This is a genomic window from Sphingomonas ginkgonis (assembly GCF_003970925.1).
GTDB lineage: Bacteria > Pseudomonadota > Alphaproteobacteria > Sphingomonadales > Sphingomonadaceae > Sphingomicrobium > Sphingomicrobium ginkgonis.
On the sequence record NZ_RWJF01000001.1, the window covers coordinates 2,378,328 to 2,396,296 of the forward strand.

General features: G+C 67.9%; 16 protein-coding genes and 1 tRNA gene. 12 read left to right on the top strand and 5 right to left on the bottom strand.

Annotated elements, in window-relative coordinates; genetic code table 11:
- Nucleotides 1–106 precede the first annotated feature (106 nt).
- From HMF7854_RS11500 to HMF7854_RS11525, 6 genes are all read left to right on the top strand, one after another.
- Entirely contained in the window at nucleotides 107–1,435 is a 1,329-nt protein-coding gene (locus tag HMF7854_RS11500; protein WP_126719221.1) for an MFS transporter, read from the top strand.
- 224 nt (nucleotides 1,436–1,659) lie between these two features.
- Nucleotides 1,660–2,700, top strand: a complete 1,041-nt coding sequence (locus HMF7854_RS11505) for a glycosyltransferase family 2 protein (RefSeq protein WP_126719222.1) — start codon at nucleotides 1,660–1,662, stop codon at nucleotides 2,698–2,700.
- Nucleotides 2,701–2,708: 8 nt separating this feature from the next.
- A complete protein-coding gene (locus tag HMF7854_RS11510) occupies nucleotides 2,709–3,467 on the top strand; it encodes an ABC transporter permease (RefSeq protein ID WP_185829263.1) in 759 nt (252 codons plus the stop codon).
- Nucleotides 3,467–4,708 (top strand): ABC transporter ATP-binding protein, encoded by a 1,242-nt coding sequence (locus HMF7854_RS11515; protein WP_126719224.1) that lies wholly within the window; start codon nucleotides 3,467–3,469, stop codon nucleotides 4,706–4,708. Before HMF7854_RS11510 ends, HMF7854_RS11515 begins: the two co-directional genes overlap by 1 nt.
- Before the next feature lies 1 nt (nucleotide 4,709).
- Nucleotides 4,710–5,855, top strand: a complete 1,146-nt coding sequence (locus tag HMF7854_RS11520; RefSeq protein ID WP_126719225.1) for a glycosyltransferase — start codon at nucleotides 4,710–4,712, stop codon at nucleotides 5,853–5,855.
- Nucleotides 5,845–6,882: a glycosyltransferase family 2 protein gene (locus HMF7854_RS11525; protein ID WP_126719226.1), complete on the top strand. Its 1,038-nt coding sequence runs from the start codon at nucleotides 5,845–5,847 to the stop codon at nucleotides 6,880–6,882. Before HMF7854_RS11520 ends, HMF7854_RS11525 begins: the two co-directional genes overlap by 11 nt.
- Here the strand turns inward: HMF7854_RS11525 and HMF7854_RS11530 are convergent.
- Nucleotides 6,879–9,026, bottom strand: a complete 2,148-nt coding sequence (locus HMF7854_RS11530) for an ATP-binding protein (protein WP_239016951.1) — start codon at nucleotides 9,024–9,026, stop codon at nucleotides 6,879–6,881. The two genes, HMF7854_RS11525 and HMF7854_RS11530, sit on opposite strands and share 4 nt — an antisense overlap.
- Before the next feature lie 195 nt (nucleotides 9,027–9,221).
- A tRNA-Ala gene (locus HMF7854_RS11535) sits at nucleotides 9,222–9,297 on the bottom strand.
- A gap of 190 nt (nucleotides 9,298–9,487) precedes the next feature.
- Here HMF7854_RS11535 and HMF7854_RS11540 point away from each other — a divergent pair.
- The 3 genes from HMF7854_RS11540 (at nucleotide 9,488) to HMF7854_RS11550 (ending at nucleotide 12,858) form a co-directional block, all read left to right on the top strand.
- Nucleotides 9,488–10,759, top strand: coding sequence for a DUF2171 domain-containing protein (locus tag HMF7854_RS11540; protein WP_126719228.1), 1,272 nt, complete (start codon nucleotides 9,488–9,490; stop codon nucleotides 10,757–10,759).
- A gap of 121 nt (nucleotides 10,760–10,880) precedes the next feature.
- Nucleotides 10,881–11,873 (top strand): NADP-dependent oxidoreductase, encoded by a 993-nt coding sequence (locus HMF7854_RS11545; protein ID WP_126719229.1) that lies wholly within the window; start codon nucleotides 10,881–10,883, stop codon nucleotides 11,871–11,873.
- A 67-nt stretch (nucleotides 11,874–11,940) separates the two neighbouring features.
- Complete coding sequence (locus HMF7854_RS11550; RefSeq protein WP_126719230.1) at nucleotides 11,941–12,858, top strand: endonuclease/exonuclease/phosphatase family protein; 918 nt, start codon at nucleotides 11,941–11,943, stop codon at nucleotides 12,856–12,858.
- Here HMF7854_RS11550 and ypfJ read toward each other — a convergent pair.
- The gene (ypfJ, locus tag HMF7854_RS11555; RefSeq protein ID WP_126719231.1) at nucleotides 12,808–13,704 is read right to left on the bottom strand and encodes a KPN_02809 family neutral zinc metallopeptidase; all 897 of its coding nucleotides are present in this window, start codon (nucleotides 13,702–13,704) and stop codon (nucleotides 12,808–12,810) included. The two genes, HMF7854_RS11550 and ypfJ, sit on opposite strands and share 51 nt — an antisense overlap.
- A 148-nt stretch (nucleotides 13,705–13,852) precedes the next feature.
- Between ypfJ and HMF7854_RS11560 the strand changes: the two genes are divergently transcribed.
- The 3 genes from HMF7854_RS11560 to HMF7854_RS11570 are packed head-to-tail and all read left to right on the top strand — an operon-like array spanning nucleotide 13,853 to nucleotide 16,647.
- Entirely contained in the window at nucleotides 13,853–14,620 is a 768-nt protein-coding gene (locus HMF7854_RS11560; protein WP_126719232.1) for a 3-hydroxybutyrate dehydrogenase, read from the top strand.
- A 38-nt stretch (nucleotides 14,621–14,658) separates the two neighbouring features.
- Nucleotides 14,659–15,279 carry a DUF4893 domain-containing protein gene (locus tag HMF7854_RS11565; RefSeq protein ID WP_126719233.1) on the top strand — a complete coding sequence of 207 codons (621 nt, stop codon included), beginning with the start codon at nucleotides 14,659–14,661 and terminating at the stop codon, nucleotides 15,277–15,279.
- A 48-nt stretch (nucleotides 15,280–15,327) separates the two neighbouring features.
- Nucleotides 15,328–16,647, top strand: coding sequence for an amidohydrolase (locus HMF7854_RS11570; protein ID WP_126719234.1), 1,320 nt, complete (start codon nucleotides 15,328–15,330; stop codon nucleotides 16,645–16,647).
- A gap of 12 nt (nucleotides 16,648–16,659) precedes the next feature.
- Here HMF7854_RS11570 and HMF7854_RS11575 read toward each other — a convergent pair whose 3' ends face one another.
- Together HMF7854_RS11575 and HMF7854_RS11580 are read right to left on the bottom strand one after the other, a co-directional pair.
- Nucleotides 16,660–16,926 carry a hypothetical protein gene (locus HMF7854_RS11575; RefSeq protein ID WP_126719235.1) on the bottom strand — a complete coding sequence of 89 codons (267 nt, stop codon included), beginning with the start codon at nucleotides 16,924–16,926 and terminating at the stop codon, nucleotides 16,660–16,662.
- A 98-nt stretch (nucleotides 16,927–17,024) separates the two neighbouring features.
- Nucleotides 17,025–17,957 (bottom strand): aldo/keto reductase, encoded by a 933-nt coding sequence (locus tag HMF7854_RS11580; protein WP_126719236.1) that lies wholly within the window; start codon nucleotides 17,955–17,957, stop codon nucleotides 17,025–17,027.
- Nucleotides 17,958–17,969: the final 12 nt, after the last annotated feature.

Consider the following 17,969-nt stretch of genomic DNA (forward strand, 5'->3'; position numbering starts at 1 on the left):
AGTGCCCATCTAGTCGTCGGGAGCGGAACGCCCATTGGACAGTTTGTCCTATGTCACCGCCGTCGCTTTGGTTCCATAAGGCTTTCAGACCATCACCGGGACGACCATGACCTCCGCAGCCAATTCCACCCCGCTCGAGCAGGACGCGCGCCAGGTGAACGCGCGGGACCGGGACATCCGTCCCGGGGAGATCGCGATCGGCGTGATCGTCGGCCGCACCAGCGAGTTCTTCGACTTCTTCGTCTACGCGCTGGCCTCGGTGCTGGTCTTCCCCAAGCTGGTCTTCCCGGCGCTCGATCCGCTGACCGGAACGCTCGCCTCCTTCGCCGTCTTCGCCCTCGCCTTCCTTGCCCGGCCGTTCGGCACCCTCCTCTTCATGTGGGTCGACCGCGAGCATGGAAAGGGTGTCAAGCTCACCATCGCGCTGTTCCTGCTCGGCGGCTCGACCATGGCGATCGCCTTCCTGCCCTCCTTCGAGCAGATCGGCTGGGCCTCGGCCGCGCTGCTCGCGCTGTTCAGAATGGGTCAGGGCATGGCGCTCGGCGGCTCGTGGGACGGGCTCGCCTCGCTCCTGGCGCTCAACGCACCCAAGGATCGGCGCGGCTGGTACGCGATGATCCCCCAGCTCGGCGCACCGCTCGGCCTCATCGTCGCCGCCGCGCTCTTCTCCTTCTTCCTCGCGACCCTCTCGCCCGAGGACTTCCTCAGCTGGGGCTGGCGCTACCCCTTCTTCGTTGCCTTCGCGATCAACGTCGTCGCGCTGTTCGCCCGCCTCCGCCTGGTCGCCACGCCGGAATTCAAGGAGCTGTTCGAGAGCCGCGAGCTGCAGCCGGCACCGGCGTTCGAGACCCTCTTCGCCGAGTGGCGGACGATCCTGCTCGGCGCCTTCGCCCCGCTGGCTAGCTTCGCCCTCTTCCACCTCGTCACCGTCTTCCCGCTTTCGTGGGTCACCCTCTTCACTGGCGAGCCGCCGCTCCACTTCCTCGTCATCGAGCTGGTCGGCGCGGTCGCCTTCGTGCTGGCGATCATGGCCTCCGGCCTCATCGCCGACCGGGTTGGGCGCCGCGCGGTACTCGGCGTCTCGGCCGCGCTGATCGCCGTCTATAGCGGCTTCGCCCCGCAGTTGCTCAAGGGCGGCACGCTCGGCGAGACCGTCTACATGATCGGCGGCTTCGCGCTGCTCGGCCTTGCCTTCGGCCAGTCGCAGGGCGCGGTGAACGGCAGCTTCCCGGTCTATCGGCGCTACACCGGGGCCGCGATCACGGCCAATTCGGCCTGGGTCATCGGCGCCGGGTTCGCGCCGCTCGTCGCCCTGTTCGTGGCCAGCCGCTTCGGCGTTTGGGCGGTCGGCGTCTACCTTCTCTCGGGCGCTCTGTGCACGCTCGCGGCTCTGGCGCTCAACAAGGAATGGGCCAAGCGCGACGCCGACCGTTGATGAGCGTTTCCTGACAAGATTTCGCGATTCCGCCAAGTTCGGTGAACCTTGCGGTTGTTCAGCCGCTTAGACCCGCGTGAGGGCAGGGCCGGGTGACACCGCGCCAGGTGTGTGAACGTGTAAGGAGCGTCAGGGGTGCGCGGCATCGCCAGTCTGAACAACCGCCGCGCGGACCTGACCCCTCTTCTCCACCGCACGCCCTTCCGCTTCGGTTCGACAACGCAATGGGTCTAGCTACGCCCGGCTGGCATCCTCCTGCCGCGGCCAGCGAGACGGTCGCGGTCATCATCCCCGCCTACAATGCCGAGCAAACGATCGGCGACACGCTGCTCAGCGTCCGCGCCCAAAGCTGGACCGCGCTCGACATCGTCGTGGTCGACGACGGGTCGACCGACGCGACCGTCGCGATCGCCCGCCGCCATGCCGCCGCGGACCACCGGGTCCAAGTCATCGCCCAGCCCAACGCAGGCGTTGCCCACGCCCGCAACCGCGGCATCGCCGCCACGGCGAGTCGCTACATCGCCCCCGTGGACGCGGACGACCTCTGGTCCCGCGACAAGATCGAGCTGCAGATGGCCGCGGTCGCCCGCCACGGCGGCGAGCCGGGCCTCGTCTACACCTGGTTCTGCGTCATCGACGAGGACAACCGGATCACCCGCCGCGAGAGCCGCGGCCGCTCGGAGGGCAATGTGCTCGCCGAGCTCTGCCGGTTCAACTTCGTCGGTACCGGGAGCAACGCGCTGATGCTCCGCAGCGCGGTCGAAGCGGCCGGCTGCTACGACAGCTCGCTCCGCCGCCGCGGCGCCGAGGGGAGCGAGGACTATCGCCTCTACCTCGCCATCGCCGAGCACCACGAGTTCGTCGCCGTCCGTGACTATCTGACCGGCTACCGCGAGCTGCCCGGCAACATGTCGAGCAACGCGGCCCGAATGGTTCGCTCCCGCGACATCTGCGCCAACGACCTGGTTGTCCGCCACCCGGAGCTGCGGCCCGCCGCTGACGAGGGGCACATCCGCTTCATGCGCTTCATGATGGCCCGCAGCCTGCGCGAGGGCGACGCGGGACAGGCAGCCCGTCTGCTCGGCCGCATGTTCCGTGCCGATCCCCGCGTCGCGGCCCTGAGCTTCGCCGAGCTGGTCCGCCAGCGCTGGCACCGCCGCCGGCACAGCGCCGACCTCAAGAAGGAAAGACCGCTGTTCCCGATCGGCAATCCTGATACGGACGGCCCGATGCCAGCGCTTTCGCCACAAGGACCGGTCGTCTGATCAGCAGCGTGCTTCGCCGACCGCTCGAGGTGACCTATCTGCTCGTGCTGCGCGACTTCCGCGGGCGCTACAAGCACACCCGCGTCGGCATGCTGTGGTCGGTCATCAACCCGCTGCTGTTCCTATTCATCTTCTACTTCGTGTTCAGCGAGGTGCTCGCGGTGAAGACCCCGCGCTACGCCTCCTTTGCCTTTGTCGGCATCCTGAGCTGGAGCTGGCTGCAGAACTCGCTGACGTCGGCGGCGAGCAGCATATCGGGCAATCCGGGTCTCGTCAGCCAGCCCGGCTTTCCGGTCGGCACCCTGCCGGTCGTCTCGACCAGCACGGCGCTGCTCAACCTTCTCCTTTCCGCGCCCGTGCTCGCCGCCATCCTCCTGTTCGAAGGCGCTCGCCCGGGGCTGGCGCTCGCCGCTTTGCCGCTGGTGCTGGCGATCAACTTCGTGCTGATCCTCGGCCTTGCCTATCTCGTCGCGGCGGTGAATGTCGCCTTCCGCGACGTCGAGCATATCCTGCCGATCATCCTCCAGCTCGGCTACTACGTCACCCCGATCTTCTACAGCACCGACCGCATCCCGGCGCGTTATCACTGGGTGTTCCAGTTCAATCCCATGGCGCACATGATCGAGGCGTACCGCGACATCCTCCTCGACGACCGCTGGCCCGCGCCCGGCTCGCTGCTCGGCGCCGGGATCGCCGGCGCCCTCCTGCTAGGTGCCGGGATCGCCTATTTTCGCCGGGCCCGCTTCCGCTTCCTGGAAGAAATCTGATGGGCGGCCGGATCTCGGTGGCGAACGCCGGCAAGCGCTTCCGCCGCTACGGCCAAGGACAGTCATCGACGCTGAAGCAGTCGATGATGGGCGGGTTCCGCAGCAACCGCTCCGACGAGCGATTCTGGGCGCTCCGCAACATCGACCTCGAAGTCGCGCCGGGGACCATGCTCGGGGTCGTTGGCCACAACGGCTCGGGCAAGTCGACCCTCCTGCGACTGCTCGGCGGCGTGCTCCATCCCGACGAGGGGCGGGTCGTCACCCACGGCCATGTCACCGGCCTGCTCGACCTCAACGCCGGCATGCACTCCGACCTCAGTGGTCGCGAGAATCTGATGATCGGCGGGGTCGTCGCCGGCCTCTCGCGGCGCGAGGTGCTCGCCCGTTTCGACGAGATCGTCGCCTTCGCCGAGCTCGAGAACTTCATCGACAATCCCTTCCGCACCTACAGCGCCGGGATGAAGCTCCGGCTCGGCTTCGCGGTGGCGGTGCACGGCCGCCCCGATGTGCTGCTGATCGACGAGCTGCTGTCGGTCGGTGACGGCGCCTTCCAGGCCAAGTGCCTTCGCCGCATCGGCGGCTTCCTCGACGAGGGTGCCGCGATCGTCCTTGCCTCGCACGACCTCGGCCAGGTCACCGCCATGTGCCGCGAGGTGCTGTGGCTGCGCCGCGGAGAGATGGTCGAGCATGGCGAGCCCAAGGCCGTCGTCGGCGCCTACCGTGTCGCCATGGCCACCCAGCTGCTCGGCGAGGTCCAGGGTCATGTCGACGACCGGCGGACCCGCGGCGGGACCCTGCTCCGCTCCGGCGAGAACCGCTTCGGCTCGTTCGAGCACGAGATCGTCGACGTCCGCATCCTCGGCGGTGACGGCCGCGATGTCGAGATCATCGATACCGGCGCTTCCTTCGCGGTCGAGGTCAGCTGGCGCTCGCACCAAGCGGACACTCCGCTGCTCGTCGTCGCGCTCGGCGACGGCGAGGGGAACAAGATCCTCGACCTCAACAGCGCGGTCGACGGCTTCCCCGCCCCCGCCGGCCCCGGCCTCCGCCGCGCCCGGCTCACGGTCGAGCGGCTCGACGTCGCCGCCGGCGACTATTTCATCGACGTCGGGCTCTACGAGGCGGGCTGGCAGCACACCTACGACTATCACCGCCGCGTCTACCCGCTCCAGGTCAGCGCGCTGCGGCCCACGCCGGGGATCGTCGACCCGCCACGCCATTGGCAGATCGAGAAGACCTGACATGGCCGCCCCGCCCGCGCCCCTGACCGACCTCCCGCTCGGCCCCGGAGTCCGCCACATCGACCTCGCCGACGGGCCCTTTCCCGACGACGCGCCCGAGCCGATGCTGGTCGGGTGGCGCGACGGGCTCCCGGTTGCGCACCGGCTGCGCGGCCCGGACGGGGTTACCCGCTCCGTCGAAGCGACCCGACCTGCCGCGCCGCTTCCAAGCGCACCGCCGCCCTGCGCCAGCGTCGTCATCTGCACCCGCGACCGCCCGGCCGAGCTCCGCCGCTGCCTTGCCTCGCTCCCCGACCAGACGCTCGTCCCCGCCGAGGTGATCGTCGTCGACAATGCCTCGCGGACCGCCGAGACCCGCGCCGTCGCGGAGGCAGCCGGCGCCGTCTACGTCCGCGAGGACCGCCCCGGGCTCGACTTTGCCCGCAACGCCGGCGCCCTTCGCGCGAGCGGCGAGATCGTCGCCTACACCGACGACGACGTGGTCCTTCACCCGCGCTGGCTGGAGGCGCTGGTCGCCAGCTTCACCAGCCCGGCCGTCGGCGGGGTCACCGGTCTCGTCCTCCCGGCCGAGCTGGCGAGCGAGGCCCAGCTCCACTTCGAGACCTACTGGTCGTTCGGCCGCGGCTACGACCCGATCGATTTCCCGGCCTCGCTGGTCCGTGGTCCCGCGGCCGCCGCCTTCCAGGCGTCGACTGTCGGCGCCGGCGCGAGCATGGCCTTCCGCCGCTCGGTCTTCGCGGAGGCCGGACTGTTCGACGAGCGGCTCGACGTGGGCCAGGCCGGCTGCTCGGGCGACAGCGAATATTGGTACCGGCTGCTCGCCCGCGGGTTCGACTGCCGCTACGAGCCGCGCTCGGTCGCCTTCCACTATCACCGCCGCGGGATGGATGGGCTCGCCAGCCAGCTGCGCGCCTACATGCGCGGCAACGCCGCCTCGCTGCTGATCCAGTACGAGGACACCGGCATGGCGGTGAACCGCCGCCGGGCGCTGGTCTGGCTGCCCCGCTGGTACGCCGGGCGACTGCGGCGGCGGCTGACAGGCCGCCGCGTTCCCGACGACCGCTTCCTGCGGCAGGAGGTCGCCGGTTACCTGTCCGGCCTGCTCTTCTATTGGCGTCATCGCCGGCCGGTCCGCCATGCCGGCTGACCGCCTCGTCAGCGTCGTCGTTCCCGCCTACAATGCCGAGGCGACGCTCGACGAGACGCTACGCAGCGTCCGCAATCAGACCCACCGCGCGCTCGAGATCCTGGTCGTCGACGACGGCTCGGACGACGGCACCGCCCGCATCGTCCGTGACCATGCCGCCGCCGACCCTCGGGTCGTCCTCGTCGAGCAGGAGAACGCCGGAGTCGCCGCGGCGCGCAACAACGGTTGGAGGCGAGCCCGCAGCGACCTCATCGCCTTCGTCGATGCCGACGACGTCTGGGCTCCGATCAAGATCAGCCGGCAGCTGGCCGCGCTCGACCGTGCCGGCCCCCGCGTCGGCCTAGTCTACTGCTGGTACCAGCTGATTGACGCTGACGGTCGGATCATCGAGGCCGATCACAAGCCCGATTATCGCGGCGACGTGCTTCGCGACCTGTTCCAGGGAAACTTTGTCGGCAACGGAAGCGCCGCGCTGGTCCGCCGCCAGGCGCTGATCGATGCCAACGGGTTTGAGCCCGCGATGCGCGCGGCCGACGCCGGCGGGTGCGAGGACATCCTATTCTATTGCCGGGTCGCCGAGCACCACGAGTTCGAAGTCGTCGAGGAGGCGCTGCTCGGCTACCGTGTGCTCCCCAACAACATGTCGAGCAACCTGCTCCGCATGGCTCGCTCCTGGCTGATGATGGTCGACGAGATGCTCGGGCGACATCCCGACTGCCGACGCGAGCTGCGCCGCGGCCTTTATGAATATTCGGCCTGGCTGTTCCGCCAGTCGCTGCGACGGCGCCAGGCCGATCATGCCCGCGGTGTCCTCCAGCTCCTCGTCGACCGCGACCCGATGGTCGCCGCCGAGCTGATCGCCAGGCTCGGGCCCGGCTATGCCGTCAAGCTCGTCCGCAAGAGCGTCCAGCTGGTCCTGCCGCGCCGCCGGCCTCCGCCGAGCGAGCCCGTCTTTTTCGGCAGCGACCGCATCGAGCCCGCCGGCGCGCTCGAGCCGCTGACGCCGCTGCGAAGCGACCGGGCCTAGTCCGCCGCGCCGCGCTCCGGCGCCGGGCGGTTCCGCTGCCGTTCGATGATCTGCCGCACCCGATTGGCCAGCGTGTCGACAGCGAAAGGCTTGGTCAGGAGCTCCATTCCCGGCTCGAGATGGCCGTTCCCGAGCACCGCGTTCTCGGCATAGCCGGTGATGAACAGGATGCTGAGCCCGGGCCGCTGCCGCCGCGCCGCGTCCGCCATCTGCCGCCCGTTCATCCCGCCGGGCAGCCCGACGTCGGTGATCAGCAGGTCGATCCGGGTGTCCGACCGCAGGACCTCCAGCCCGGACGCGCCGTCGTGCGCCTCGATCGTGGCGAAGCCCAGTTCCTCGAGCACGTCGGTGACCAGCATCCGGACCGTCGGCTCGTCGTCCACCACCAGCACCGTCTCGCCGCTCGCGGTCGGCCCGGGCGCCGGTCGCGCCTGCGGCAGCGCCGGGTCGGCGACCTCGCCATAGTGGCGCGGCAGGTAGATGCACACGGTGGTGCCCTCCCCCACCTCGGAATAGATGCGAACCTGGCCGCCGGACTGCTTGGCGAAGCCGTAGATCATCGACAGGCCAAGGCCGGTCCCCTCGCCCAGTGGCTTGGTCGTGAAAAAGGGATCGAAGACCTTGGCGATCACCTCGGGGCTCATGCCCGAGCCGGTGTCGGAGACGCACAAGGACAGATATTGCCCCTCCGGCACGTCGTGCATCTCGGCTGCCTGTTGATCGAGCCACTTGTTGGCGGTCTCGATGGTGATGCGACCGCCGTGCGGCATTGCGTCGCGGGCGTTGATGCACAGGTTCAGCAGCGCATTCTCGAGCTGGCTGGAGTCGACCAGCGCTGGCCACAGGCCGCTCGCCCCGACGGTCTCGACCCGGATCTCCGGGCCGACCGTGCGCTGGATGAGGTCGGTCATCCCGTTGACCAGCGCGTTGACGTTGGTTGGCTTGGGATCGAGCGTCTGCCGGCGCGAGAAGGCGAGCAGCCGGTGGGTCAGCGCCGCCGCGCGCCGCGTGGCCCCGAGCGCCGCAGTCATGTAGCGCTCAGTATCCTCGAGCCGACCCTGGCTCAGCCGCGCGTTCATCAGCTCCAGCGAGCCCGAGATCCCGGCCAGAAGATTGTTGAAGTCGTGGGCGAGGCCGCCGGTCAGCTGCCCCACCGCCTCCATCTTCTGCGCCTGGCGGAGTTTTTCCTCGGCCTGCATCAGCTCGGCGGTGCGCTCGACCACGCGCTGCTCGAGCGTCTCGTTAAGCGCCCGGAGCGCCGCCGCGGTGCGGTCGCGCTCCGCCTCGACGGCGCGGCGTTCCTCGATATCGATCAGCACGCCCGGGAAGCTTGTCGGCGTTCCGTCGGGCGCATGGTGGACCCGGCCCGCCGCCTCGATCCAGCAGTAGCGACCGTCGGCACGTGCGACCCGGAACTGGTGGGCGTGGGACCCGCCCCGGCGGACCGCCCGCTCGATCGCGGCGCCCAGTTCGTTCTTGTCGTCGGGGTGGACCGTGGCGACGATCTGCTCGAGGCTGAGCCCGTTCCGGCCGATCGCGGGATCGAGTCCGAAAGCCCGCGCGAACGCCTCGTCGACGGTGAAGCAGTCGGTGGCGATGTCCCACAGCCAGGTCCCGACGATCGCCCCCGCCGCCAGCGCGAGCTGGACCCGCTCGATGTTCTCCCGCGCGACCGCCTCGCTCTCGCGCAGCGCCGTCTCCGCGCGCTTGCGGGCAGTAACGTCGCGAAACAGGACGGAGACCTGCCGCAGCGAGGGCGGCTCGATGCGCGCCGCCGAAACCTCGATGTGCCGACCGACCGCGGCGAACTCGCGCTCGAAGCGAATCGGTTCGCCGGTTGTCAGGACCCCGCCGTAGAGTTCCAGCCAGGCTGCCTCGTCGCCGGGCGCCACGTCGCTGAGCTTCTTGCCGACGATCCCGGCGATGCCGGTGTGGCGCTCGTAGCCGGAGTTGGCCTCGATATGGACATAGTCGCTGAGCGTTCCGTCAGCGCCTGCCACAAACTCGATGATGCAGAAGCCGTCGTCGACCGCGTTGAACAGGGCCTGGTAGCGCTCGTTGCTGCGGGCCAGCGCCGCGTGGCTCTCGACCGTTGCGGCGATGAGTTCGGAGCGGGACAACTGGCTGGGGTCGGCAGGATTCACTTGGCGCTCTTGATCATCCTGCGGCGTTGGCGGCCCGGTCATCGACTGACCTTCGAACCGACATCTTCAATGGGCCTCTTAGCGCCCGTGAGCGCGCAATGGTTCCTTGCCGACTGCGACATCGTCGACGATGCCGTCCCGACGATCGTCGGCGCACGATTGCCCTTCGACTGCTCTCCCGGGGACCGGACAGGCTGGTGGAGCTGAGGGGAATCGAACCCCTGACCTCTGCAGTGCGATTGCAGCGCTCTCCCATCTGAGCTACAGCCCCGCGCCTGTCGGTGGGGGGCTCTCTAGCGGCGCTTTCATCAGCCCGCAACCGCTTGTCTCACCAGATTTTCGCTCTGGCTCGTGACGTCAACGCGCCGCCGTAACGTCCGGAACGGCACCCCATAACCTTCGTTAGCTTTTCACCCGACGCCGGTACCCCGCCGGTGAAGGCATGCCCTTGGAGGAAGTGTATGGCTTATGACCGTTTTGACTCGCGGCAGGGCCGCGAGCAGGGTTCGCGATGGCGCGATGACGACCGCGGTGGCAACCGGAACCCGGAGAACCGCGGCTTCTTCGAACGCGCCGGCGACGAGATCGCCAGCTGGTTCGGAGATGACGACGCCGAGCGGCGCCGTCGCCAGGACAGCCAAGAGCGCGGCGAGGACCGCGGCGGGCGCGACAATCGCGACCGTGGCGACTACCGCAGCGAATATCGCAGCAACCAGCCCTACGGCCAGGCGGACTATGGTCGCGACCAGGACCGCAACCGCGGCGATCTCGGCTCCGACCGCAACCGCTGGGATCGCGACCAGGACCGCGACGACAACCGCTCGACCGGCTGGTTCGACAGCGGCCAAAGCTACGCCCGTTCGATGAGCGACGATTATGGCCGCTCTTCCAGCAGCAACCGCTCGGACTGGGATCGCAATCGTTCGGACCAGAACCGCAGCGACTATGGTCGCTCGTCGCAGAACTATGGCAGCCAGAGTAGCAATCGCTCGTCGGGGTACGACCGCTCCGGTAACGATGACCGCTCGACCGACTATCGTCCGATGACCGGCGACTACGGCCGTAGCAGCGGAATGGGCAGTCAGGACTTCTCGCGCGAGCAGTATGGCCGTCAGGAGCGGTTCCAGGACAGCGACCGCAACCGCGGCGTCGGTGCCGGTTCGACCCTTTATGGCCAGGGCAACGACCAGTCGCGCTTCTCCGGGCATCACAGCGATCCGCATTACAATGAGTGGCGGAACCGTCAGATGCAGGAACTCGACAATGACTATCACGACTACCGTCGTGAGAATCAGAACAAGTTCGAGAGCGAGTTCACTGGCTGGCGGACCAGTCGCCAGGGCAAGCGGCAGCTGCTCCAGCAGATCCGCGAGCATATGGCGGTGGTCGGCTCGGACGGCGAGCATGTCGGCACGGTCGACAAGGTCCGTGGAGACAAGGTGATCCTGACCAAGAACGATTCGTCGGACCAGCATCACCACAGCCTCAACTGCTCGTTGATCGACAGCATCGACAATGATCAGGTCAAGCTGAGCCAGCCCGCTCAGCAGGCCAAGCAGCAGCTCCAGCGCGAGGACGACAACCAGCAGCAGAACAGCGGCGGCAGCGCCCTGTTCGGTCAGCGCGACGAGAGCCAGACCCGCAACTTCGATCGCAGTACCAACCGCGATCAGGACGGGCCGCACATGCTCGACCGGAGCTTCTCCGGTACCTACGGGAACAACGGCGAGTAAGCTCGCCTGACCCATTGGCGAGTTCGTCGCCGAGGAGCCCGGCCGCAGCGATGCGGCCGGGCTTTTGCTTGGCCGCAACCCGGCGTAGAGCCCGGCCATCAGCAGCGAGGGAGAAGCAGAGATGGCGCAAGCCTGGCACCTGATGAGCCGACCGCAGGGTACGCCGACAGCGGAAAACTTCGCGTTGAAGGAGGCCAGCCTCCCGCCGCTGGAAGAAGGCATGGTCCACGTTCGCAATCGTTGGCTGTCCGTCGACCCTTACATGCGCGGGCGCATGAATGACGTGAAGAGCTACGTGCCGCCGTTCCAGCTCGACCAGCCGATGGAAGGCGGCGCCGTGGCCGAGGTCGTCGAGAGCCGGGATCCCTCCTTCGCTGCCGGCGACCTCGTCATGCACATGGCCGGCTGGCGCGACGAAGCGGTTCTTCCGGCAAAGGCGCTGAACAAGCTGCCGCCGATCCCGGGCATTCCGCCGGAAGCGTTCCTCGGCAATCTCGGCCTGACCGGCGGCACAGCCTATTTCGGCCTCCTTGCCGTAGCCGAGGCGAAGGAAGGCGATACGGTATTCGTGTCCGCCGCCGCCGGTGCTGTCGGCTCTGCCGTCGTTCAGATCGCCAAGGCCAAGGGCATGACCGTGATCGGGTCGGCGGGCGGCCCCGACAAGTGCGACTATGTCCGCTCGCTCGGCGCCGACTCAGCGATCGACTATCGCGCCGGTCCGCTGGTCAAGAGCCTCGGCGAGGCCGCTCCCCACGGGATCGACGTCTACTTCGACAATGTCGGCGGCGACCATCTCGATTCGGCCTTCGCCCACGCCCGCAACCATGCCCGCTTCGCGATCTGTGGGATGATCGGGGGCTACAACGCCGGGGGCGAACCTGCCGCCTTCCGCTATGTCATGCGGATCATCGCCGCGCGGATCCGGGTGCAGGGCTTCATCTGGACTGACTACATGGATCGCATCGGCGAGTTTTACCGCGACATGGGCCAGTGGATCGCAGCTGGACAGGTGAAGAGCCGCGACACGGTGGTGCAAGGGCTCGACCGAACGCCGGAGGCCTTCCTGGGGTTGTTCAGCGGTGCCAATACGGGAAAGATGCTCATCAAATTGTAATCATCCGGTCCGCTGCCGGGCGTATGCGCAGGCGTAGCGGCGAGCCTTCGAATAAGGAGGTCCGCCGATGCGCCGTCTGTTGGTTCCGTTCCTGGCCGTGCTTGCCGCCGCCGCGCCGGCCGCCGCCGCCGACCTCAGCGTGCTCAGCTACAACATTCACGGGCTGCCCTGGCCCATCGTCCACGATCGTACACGCGACCTTCAGGCGATCGGCGACCGTCTCGCCGCGATGCGGGCAGCTGGCACCCAGCCCCACCTCGTTCTGCTGCAGGAGGCTTTCACCGGGCACGCCAAGGCGATCGGGTCAATCGCCGGTTACCCCTATGCGGTGCGGGGTCCCGACAGTCGCGGTGATCTGGAAGACAGCGGGCTGCTGATCCTCTCGGACTATCCGGTGCTCGGCAGCGAACGCATCGTCTACCGTCGTGGGGCCTGCGCCGGGCTCGACTGCCTGTCGAACAAGGGCGCCCTGCTGGTCCGGGTAGCGGTGCCCGGCCTTGCCCAGCCGCTAGCCGTCGTCGACACCCACATGAACGCGCGCGCTCGCTCCTGCGCGGGTCGTCGGCACAGCGATCGTGCCTACGCGGCCCAAGTCGAGGAATTGCGCCAGTTCGTCGCGAGCCGGATCCTGCCGGGCACCCCCGCGATCGTCGGTGGCGACATGAACGTCGGACGCGCCGCTGCCCGCACCGCCCTGGTAACGGGCGACCAGCTGCTTGCGGGTAGCGACGATGCGGTGCGGACGGCGCTCGCGGGGGCCGCACCGGTGGACGATCCTGCGGCGGCGGCGGTCATCGCCAGGCGCAACAAGGACTGGCTGTTCGCGCGCGGGGACCAGGCGGTCACCTTCCGGCTAGCATCGCTTTCCGTTCCCTTCCCCCGCGGCACCCTGTCCGACCACGGGGGCTATATCGCCCGCTACGCGCTGGTGCCGTCACAGGCTCCGGCAGCTGTCCGGGTTGCCGGACTGGAAGCCCGTCCGTAGCGCGGCCATCCGCTGCGCGCTGGTGCCGTGGGTGAAGCTCTCCGGGACGACCCGGCCCTGCGACTGCTTCTGCAGCGTGTCGTCGCCGATCGCCTGGGCGGCGCGCATGCCTTCCTCGAAGTCGCCGGGCTCCATGATTGCCTGACCCTTGCTGTCGCGGGCATTGGCGGCCCACACGCCGGCGTAGCAGTCCGCTTGCAGCTCGACCTTTACCTGAACCGCATTGCCTTCAGCCTCGCTGGCGCTGGCCTGCGCGTTGTGAGCCTGGTCGAGCGTACCCTCGAGATGCTGAACATGGTGCCCGACCTCGTGCGCGATGACATAGGCCATGGCGAAGTCGCCCGGCGCCTGGAAGCGCTGCGACAGTTCGTTGAAGAAGGTCGTGTCGAGGTACACTTCCTTGTCGGTGGGGCAATAGAACGGGCCCATAGCGGACTGCGCCACGCCGCATCCTGAACGATCGGTCTGCGAGTAAGCGACCAGCCGGGTCGGCTGGTATTGCTGCCCGCGCGCGGCGAAGATCTTGCTCCAAGTGTCCTCGGTCGAACCGAGCACCCGGGTTACGAACTGCTTGGTCTGCGGATCGAGCGTCGACTGGCCGGCGGGTGCGCTGGCGCCGGGACCGCCAGTACCGATCCCACCGCCGCCGCCTAGGCCACCGATCGACTGCAGCGCGCAATAGCCGAGCAGAAGGACGACCACGCCGACGATCCCGAACCGGCTCGCAACGAGGCTCAGGATCATACCCAGGCCACCGCCACCGATACCGCCGCCGCCGAAGCCAACGCCGCCGCGGCCCGTGTCGTCCTGAAAATTGCTGCTTTCGCGCTGGTCGTCGAGCCGCATGTCGATCCTGTCTCCCTTGTCGGTCTGAATGCTTCGCTGCCGTTACAGTTGCAATCGCCGTGCAAGCCGTCATTGCGGCAGGTGAAGGCGACGCCGCTGCGGCCCTGCCCCGCAGTCGCGCCGAGCCCCTGACGCACGGAGATTGGCAATGCATCTGAACGGCAAGGTTGCGCTCGTGACCGGCTCCACCTCGGGCATCGGGCTCGGGATCGCGCGCGCGCTCTCGCAGGCCGGCGCCTCCGTGATGATCAACGGTTTCGGCGAGCCCACCGAGATCCGTGCGATCCAGGACGAACTCGGCGCCGTATACAGCGACGCCGACCTCTCGCGAGCCGACGAGATCGAGCAGATGGTCGCGCTCTGCACGACCGAGCTCGGGACCCCGGACGTCGTCGTGAACAATGCCGGCATCCAGCATGTCGCGCCGGTGGACTCCTTCCCGCCCGACCGCTGGGACGCCATCATCGCGATCAATCTCAATGCCGTGTTCCACACGGTACGGCTCACCGTCGGCGCGATGAAGGAGCGTGGCTGGGGCCGGATCATCAACACCGCCAGCGCCCATAGCCTCGTCGCATCACCCAACAAGAGCGCATACGTCGCCGCGAAGCATGGGGTCGCCGGCTTCACCAAGACCGTGGCGCTCGAGACCGCTCCCCATGGGGTTACGGTCAACTGCATATCGCCCGGCTATGTCTGGACGCCGCTGGTGAAAAGGCAGATCCCCGACACGATGAAGACCCGCGGGCTCAGCCGCGACCAGGTGATGAACGACGTCCTCCTCGCCGCCCAGCCGACGAAGAAGTTCGTCACCGTGGAGGAGGTCGCCAGCCTCGCCTTGTATCTCACCACCGACGGCGCAGCCTCGATCACCGGCGCCAATCTCAGCATGGATGGCGGCTGGACCGCGCAGTGAGGATTGCATCAGCCGGCCGCTTGGGTCACCCTCTCCCCATGATCCGAAAAAGCTTGATTCTTCCTGTACTTGGCCTGTTGCTCCAGGCCTGCGCCTCGACCGGATCAGGACGGATCATCGCGCATCCGAGCAGCGACTGGAGAGCCGCCGCGACTCCGCAGGACCGCGAGCGGCTGCGCAACTGGCGCAGCACCTGGCTGCAGGCGCTCGCACAGGCGCGGGCGGCAGGTCATGGCGCGGAGATCGCCTCGGAAGGTCGCCTGCTGCAACCCGACGCAGCGCTCGGCGGCGCCATTCGCAACGGCACCTATCAGTGCCGGCTCATCAAGCTCGGCGCGCGCTCGCCGGGAGGGGTGACCTTCGTGTCCTACCCTCGCTTCGGGTGCGAGGTACGCCAGGAGCGCCAACTGCAGGGCTTCGCCAAGCTCAGCGGCACCCAGCGCCAGGTTGGCCTGATCTTCCCCGGCGACCCGCTCCGCCAGGTGTTCCTCGGAACGCTGCTGTTCAGCGACGAGAGTCGTGCGATGCAATATGGCTGGGATCAGGAGCGGGACGTCGTTGGGTTCGTCGAGCGGATCGGTCCCGGGCGATACCGGCTGGCGATGCCCAGCCCGCGCTTCGACAGCCTGTTCGATGTCATCGAGCTGAGCGCCAGCTAAGCGCGAGAAGGCTCTGGACGCGGCGGTGGCGCTCCCTACACTCGTAGCATGATCCGCCTCCTGCTCGCCTCCGCCGCCCTGCTGGCGATCCCCTTCCCTGCCGATGCCGCGACGGCTGTGTCCGACGGGGTCCGCGCCGACATGCCGCAGCTGATGGCGCTGTACCGCGACCTTCATGCCAATCCCGAACTCAGCATGCAGGAGGTGCGCTCGCCGGCAAAGCTGGCCGCCGAAGCGCGCAAGCTCGGCTTCCAGGTAACTGAGCACGTCGGCAAGACCGGGGTGGTCGCGGTCATGAAGAACGGACTAGGCCCGGTGCTTCTCATCCGCGCCGACATGGATGCACTCCCGGTCGCCGAGCAGACCGGTCTGCCGTTCGCCTCCAAGGTCCACGGCAGGACCCTGACCGGCGACGACACGCCGGTGATGCACGCATGCGGCCACGACACCCACATGACCGCTTGGCTTGGCACCGCCCGCCGGATGGCAGCAGCCAAGGATCGCTGGTCGGGTACGCTGGTAATGATCCTCCAGCCCGGTGAGGAAACCGGTCAGGGCGCCAAGGCGATGCTCGATGACGGGCTGTTCACCCGTTTTCCCAAGCCGACCACGGCCCTTGCCTTCCACGACGCGGCGGCTCTGCCTGCCGGCGTGATCGGGATCGCACCCGGCTATGCGCTGGCCAACGTCGACAGCGTCGATATCGACGTCCGCGGGATCGGCGGTCACGGTGCCTACCCGCAGACCACCAAGGATCCGATCGTCCTCGCCAGTCGGATCGTCATGGCCCTTCAGACCTTGGTCAGTCGCGAAAATGATCCGCAGCAGCCCGCCGTCGTAACGGTCGGCAGCTTTCATGCCGGAACCAAGCACAACATCATCTCGGACAGCGCCAAGCTCCAGTTGACGGTGCGGAGCTACACGCCCGAGGTCCGCAAGGCGCTGCTCGGCGGCATTGCCCGCATCGCGCGCGGCGAGGCGATCGCCGCCGGCATGCCGGACAACAGGATGCCGGTTGTCACGGTTCACGAAGAGATGTTCACACCCTCGACCTTCAACACCGAACCGCTCAGCGACCATGCGATGGGCGTGCTCGCCGGCACGTTCGGCCAAACTCGCGTGGTAAAAACCCCTGCGGTAATGGGCGGCGAGGATTTCAGCCGCTTCTATCTCGCCGACAAGTCGATCCAGAGCCTGATCTTCTGGGTCGGGGGAACGCCCAAGGCCAAGTGGGATGCCGCGGGTGGGGACGCCGCCAAGCTCCCCTCGCTTCACTCGCCCTACTGGGCTCCCGAAGCGGAGACGGTCATCTCGACTGCTACCGAGGCGATGACCACGTTGGCGATGGACGTGCTGAAGAAAGCCTGAGCCTGCAGCCGACTATTCGGCAGCCCAGAGTTTCGCCTTCTCGGCGATGTCCAGCTCGCGCAACAAGCCGTCCACGCTCTCCGTCAGTTCCGGCAGGAAGCTGATCTGGTGCCGCGCGCCGCGGTAGCTTTCCACCAGGAGGAGCGCATCCACCAGCACGGGGAAGATCGCCGCCTCGGGGTCGTCGAGCTCGACCAGCTCCTTCAGCTTGGCCGCTGCCTTGCGCCGCGCCGACTCCGGATCAGCCAGTGCCGCATTACGTCCGATCATCCAGCTCATCTTCTTCGCCCTCGCCTGATGCCGGCCACCATAGGCGACGGCACCGGGAGGACCAGTTCGCCCCGTCGCGGCGAACGCGCGGTCCGGCGTTAGCGTCGTTAGGCGCTCGCCTCGTCAAGCCGCTGCAGCTGTGCCGGGCTGAGGTCCAGCGTCAGAGCCCCGACCAGTTGCTTCATCTGCTCCTCACTGGTCGCGCTGGCGATCGCTGCCGTCACGCCCGGCTGCGCCTTGGTCCAGGCCAGAGCCACGGTCGCCTGAGCGGCGCCAGTCTCGCCCGCGACTTCGTCCAGCGCGGCGAGCACCGCCCTGCCCTTGTCACTGTCGACATATTCCCGGTTGCGCCCGCCTCGGACGGACTTCCCCAGGTCCGCCTCCGAACGATATTTGCCAGCGAGGAAGCCGTTGGCCAAACTGTAGTAGGAGAAGAAGCCGACGCCGCGGCCGGTGACCACGTCCTGGATGTCGTCCTCGAACTTGCCGCGCTCGACGAGATTGTACCAGCCCTGCATCGCCGCCGCCGGCTCCCACCCGGCCCGGACCGCGACGTCGAGCGCTTCCTCGAGGCGCGCGGCCGAAAAGTTGCTGACCCCCACCGCTGCGATCTTGCCTGCCTCACGAAGCCGCTCGAAGGCCTCAAGGCTCTCGGTCAGCGGGACAGCCTCGTCATCCTTATGCTCGTAATAAAGATCGATGGTTTGGACCCCGAGGCGGCGCAGTGATTGGTCGCAAGCCTCAGCAATCTTGTCTGGCGCAAGGCCGCCCATCATGCCGGTCTTGGAAGCGATCACGACCTTGTTTCGCTTGGCAGGGTCCCTTCGTAGCCAGCGTCCGATCACCGTCTCGCTCTCACCGCCCTGATGCCCGGGCACCCAGGCCGAATAGACATCGGCCGTGTCGATCATGTTGCCGCCCGCGTCGACGAAGGCGTCGAGCAGCCGAAAGCTCGTCGCCTCGTCCGCCGTCCAGCCGAAAACGTTTCCGCCGAGCGCGATCGGCGCCACTGCGATCCCGCTCATCCCCATCTGCCGCATCGACCAGTCTCC